We start from the raw sequence: 4,132 nt of genomic DNA on the forward strand, positions 1-4,132 counted from the left end.
TTTATAGTTTTTGGTATACAAACATTGTGACATACTCTACACACTCCCCTGTGTAACCATTATAAAAAATAAGCACTTAAGATTAAAGATGTCAAAACGTCGTTTAATAGATTGGTAATTATATGCAGTTTACGCTGATAAAACTATGACTCAAGTAATCGAAGAATTGATTGACTCATTTCCTTCCATACATAGAAAATATATAGGACTCATATTTGATTTTTGAACAAAACTCAGTACACCTTTATTCCTTCTTCCTAGCCCCCAGTCCCTTACCTCTACGAGTGATTCAGAAATCAAATCGGATTGCTATAGCTTCTTCTATTTGGAGTGAAAGTATCCAAGAAAAATTGGGGCAAATCAGCTATTCTTCGGAAAAGAAAAGCAAATTTGCCCTTAATACTCTTAAAGATCCAGCCGATAGAATTATCGTCCGTCAGGAAGGACGCTGGATATATTACAGGTTAAATCTGACCCAATTTAGCCTTTTAGAGGGATATTTGTCAGAATTTCACAATAATGGTGTCATTTCATCGGTGCGCCCCGGCTGCGATTAGCGACAAGTTTATCGAAAATTTGGGTAATTGTTTAACTCGTTTATGTATCAATATAGTTACAAGACAGTTGTTTTGCACAAGACGGCTTGACATATCAACTTTTTTTGAAATAATATTTATACATCAACTTTTTTTGAAATGAAGGATGCCCAAGTGCCTACCAGAGGCATGAAATTACAAAAATCGCTGACATATTGCTGGCGAGAGGCTTTAGCAGAAGGAATTGGCACCTTTATTTTGGTGTTTGCCGGGACTGGTGCAGTCATGGTGAACTCAATTAGTGGTGGCAGTGTAACGCATATTGGTATCAGTTTTGTATTTGGTGCAGTCGTTACTGCGTTGATTTACGGAATTGGCCATCTGAGCGGCGCCCACTTCAATCCTGCTGTTACCTTGGCATTTTGGACGAGTGGTTTTTTTCCAAAACGGCGAATATTGCCGTATATTTTTGCACAGTTAGTAGGTGCGATCGCAGCTTCAGCTTTACTGCTAATTAGTTTGGGGCGAGTTGCGAATATAGGGGCGACTCTACCACTGAATGGGAATTGGTTGCAATCTTTGGTGTTGGAGTTCGTTCTCACGTTTATTCTGATGTTTGTAATTTTGGGTTCTGGACTAGATCGCCGCGCCCATATTGGTTTTGCTGGGTTAGCGATCGGGTTGACGGTGGGGATGGAAGCGGCATTTATGGGGCCAATTACAGGTGCAAGTATGAATCCGGCGCGTTCTTTAGGCCCGGCTTTGGTGGGAGGAATTTGGCAGCATCATTGGGTTTATTGGGTTGCACCCATTTTAGGAGCGCAATTAGCAGTAATAGTATATCGGCAACTTTCCAACGGATTTCGTGATTTCAAAAAATAAGAGAGCAATATTTACGGCTAGTTCTCAAAGGGTTGTAAGTTATCAAATCAGGTTAGCGATCGCTCGAAGCAATATTCAGACTGAGTTTACCTTGCAAAATGCGAGAGACATCCAACAAATCTTCAATTAGTTTCGTTTGAAGCTTGGCATTGCGCTCAATGGTTTCGAGAGCGCGAGTGGTGGTTGCTTCATCATACTTATATATTTACTTAGTATAAGCAGCCATAGCATTTTCCAATCTAGATTTCAACCTTAAAAAATTTCTCCTAAAAATCAATTATCCAGTACAAATACGTATGCGTATTTAAGGCTTCTAACTATATGAATAGTAGAATTAGCCCATACAGGAGAACACAGTGACGCTCTTAAATCAAGCTCAAGTAGAGCAACTAAAGGAAATAACTACACAATTGCGACAAGTAAGACAAGAAAAATCTATATGCATAGAAGAAATAGCTGCAAGAACACTCATTAGAGCAGGTGTTTTGCAAGCTTTAGAAGAAGAACGATTTGAAGAATTGCCTGAGCCTATTTTTGTTCAAGGATTCATCCGGCGCTATGGAGATGCTTTAGGACTGGATGGAAATGCTTTATCACATACTCTCATAAGCAATGTAGTCTGCCAAGACTCCAGGAATGAGCAGAATAATTCAGGCAACAAATCAAATACATACATACCTCTTGTTGTTACCTACATTCTCTTATTAGTCGCTGCATCTGCTGGTCTTTTACATACACTTAATCCACCACAAATTACATCTGAATCCCCGACTCCAGAAGTCAATAGTCAACAGTCAATGGTTAGGAATCAGTGAAGAGGAATCAGGGAGTAGGGAGTAGGGAGTGGGGAGTGGGGATGAGGAAGCAGGGGGAGCAGGGGAGGCAGGGGAAGAAAAATTATTGATTAATGACCAATGACCAATGACCAATTGCCATTTTCAAGATATTTGTGGTTTACGCAGATGCCAAGTAGTGGATTGCTCATAAGCGTAAGCTACTTGAAACAGTAGGTCTTCTCGCAGGACATTGCCAATTAGCTGTAATCCTATCGGTAGTCCCTGATCGTCAAAACCACATGGCAAACTTAAACTAGGTAAACCAGCAAGATTCACAGGAATAGTCATCAAGTCAGTTAAATACATGCTCAAGGGGTCGGTAGTTTTTTCCCCTGCTTTGAATGCTGTAGTAGGAGATGTGGGACAAACTAACACATCAACTAAGCCAAAAGCCTTTTCAAAATCTCGCTTAATGAGGGTGCGGACTTTTTGCGCTTTTAGATAGTAAGCGTCATAATAGCCAGCCGAAAGGGCGTAAGTGCCAATCATAATTCGGCGTTTGACTTCTGTACCAAAACCTGTGGCACGGGTACGAGTGTACATCGATAGCAGATTATCGGCATCAGGGGCGCGATAACCATATTTAACGCCATCGTAACGAGCCAGGTTTGCTGATGCTTCTGATGGGGCGATAATGTAGTAGGTGGGTAAGCCGTAGCGAAAGGTGGGACAGGAAATTATATGAATTTCCGCTCCCAAACTTTGTAGTTGATCTACTGCTTTGTTAACAGCTTGTTCTACTACGGAGTCTAAACCTTCACCAAAAGTTTCTTTGATGATACCAATTTTTAGCTGACCTCTGGGTTTGAAGTCTGGTTTGAAGCTGGCGGCGTAGTTGGGAATGGCAACTTTGAGGCTGGTAGAGTCTTTGGGATCGTAACCTGCGATCGCACTTAATAATATCGCAGCATCTTCCACTGTGTTTCCAAATGGCCCAATTTGATCCAAAGATGAAGCGTAAGCCACCAAACCATAACGAGAAACCAAACCATAAGTGGGTTTCATCCCCACTACACCGCAAAAAGATGCAGGTTGCCGAATCGAACCGCCAGTATCAGAACCGAGAGCAACCACACATTCTTGAGCCGCCACCGCCGCCGCAGAACCCCCCGAAGAACCACCAGGAACTCGTGATAAATCCCAAGGATTAGCGGTGACTTGGTAGGCAGAGTTTTCTGTGGAACTACCCATTGCAAACTCATCCAAGTTGGTTTTGCCTACCATTACCGCGCCAGCATCTGCCAGCTTTTGCGTAGCTGTTGATTCATAAGGCGGCACGAAATTTTCTAAAATTCGGGAGGCGCAGGTGGTAGGAATTCCCTTAGTACATAAATTGTCCTTAATCCCAACAGGAATGCCTGCTAGCAGCCCAATTTCTTCTCCCGCAGCGATTTTCGCATCCACAGCACCCGCCTGCTCTAATGCCCGTTCTGCGGTAATACATAAAAAGCTGTGCAATTTCGGCTCTAACGCTTGAATGCGCTCTAAAGCTTCTTGGGTAATTTCAACGGCAGAACGTTCTTTCTTAACCAGCTGTTGGTGCAACTCGCGGATGGATGCCATGATTGCTCTCTTTGTGACTCAAGTCATTGATTTTAGTACATATTGGCCAATATTGGGTATTAGTCATTTGTCATTACAGCACTTCCGCCTGCTATGAGGTACGCACACAGTCTCAAAAGTTAGGATAGGAAAGGGATGTGGGTAAAATTGTGCCTCATAATAGCCGGAAGTGCTGTAGTTATCGAAGAGGACTTGGGGATGGGGAGACAATTCCCCAAGTCGTGCGGCAACGCCCAAGGGTTTAAGACCCCCACCACTTTTTGGTGGACTTGAATCAGGTGGGGTCTGAATCCCCATCTGATTTCCTCCCCTTGT

The 4,132-nt window shown here is 42.8% G+C and carries 5 protein-coding genes; 3 read left to right on the plus strand and 2 right to left on the minus strand.

Translation table 11 applies throughout. The features are described from left to right. The first annotated feature begins 284 nt into the window (after positions 1-284). The 3 genes from VE944_RS06805 to VE944_RS06815 all read left to right on the plus strand — a co-directional run bounded on the left by VE944_RS06805 (position 285) and on the right by VE944_RS06815 (position 2,233). Complete coding sequence (locus VE944_RS06805; RefSeq protein ID WP_324974177.1) at positions 285-557, plus strand: hypothetical protein; 273 nt, start codon at positions 285-287, stop codon at positions 555-557. Positions 558-725: 168 nt separating this feature from the next. After that, entirely contained in the window at positions 726-1,418 is a 693-nt protein-coding gene (locus VE944_RS06810) for an MIP/aquaporin family protein (protein WP_414690107.1), read from the plus strand. 356 nt (positions 1,419-1,774) lie between these two features. Further along, positions 1,775-2,233, plus strand: coding sequence for a helix-turn-helix domain-containing protein (locus VE944_RS06815; protein WP_324974182.1), 459 nt, complete (start codon positions 1,775-1,777; stop codon positions 2,231-2,233). 123 nt (positions 2,234-2,356) lie between these two features. Here VE944_RS06815 and gatA read toward each other — a convergent pair whose 3' ends face one another. Together gatA and VE944_RS06825 are read right to left on the minus strand one after the other, a co-directional pair. Continuing rightward, positions 2,357-3,817 (minus strand): Asp-tRNA(Asn)/Glu-tRNA(Gln) amidotransferase subunit GatA, encoded by a 1,461-nt coding sequence (gene gatA / locus VE944_RS06820; RefSeq protein ID WP_324974184.1) that lies wholly within the window; start codon positions 3,815-3,817, stop codon positions 2,357-2,359. A gap of 63 nt (positions 3,818-3,880) precedes the next feature. After that, the coding region (locus tag VE944_RS06825; RefSeq protein ID WP_324974187.1) for a hypothetical protein at positions 3,881-4,132 on the minus strand (252 nt) is incomplete at its 5' end.

It is taken from the genome of Nostoc sp. (assembly GCF_035638895.1).
In the GTDB taxonomy this organism is placed as follows: Bacteria; Cyanobacteriota; Cyanobacteriia; order Cyanobacteriales; family Nostocaceae; genus Nostoc.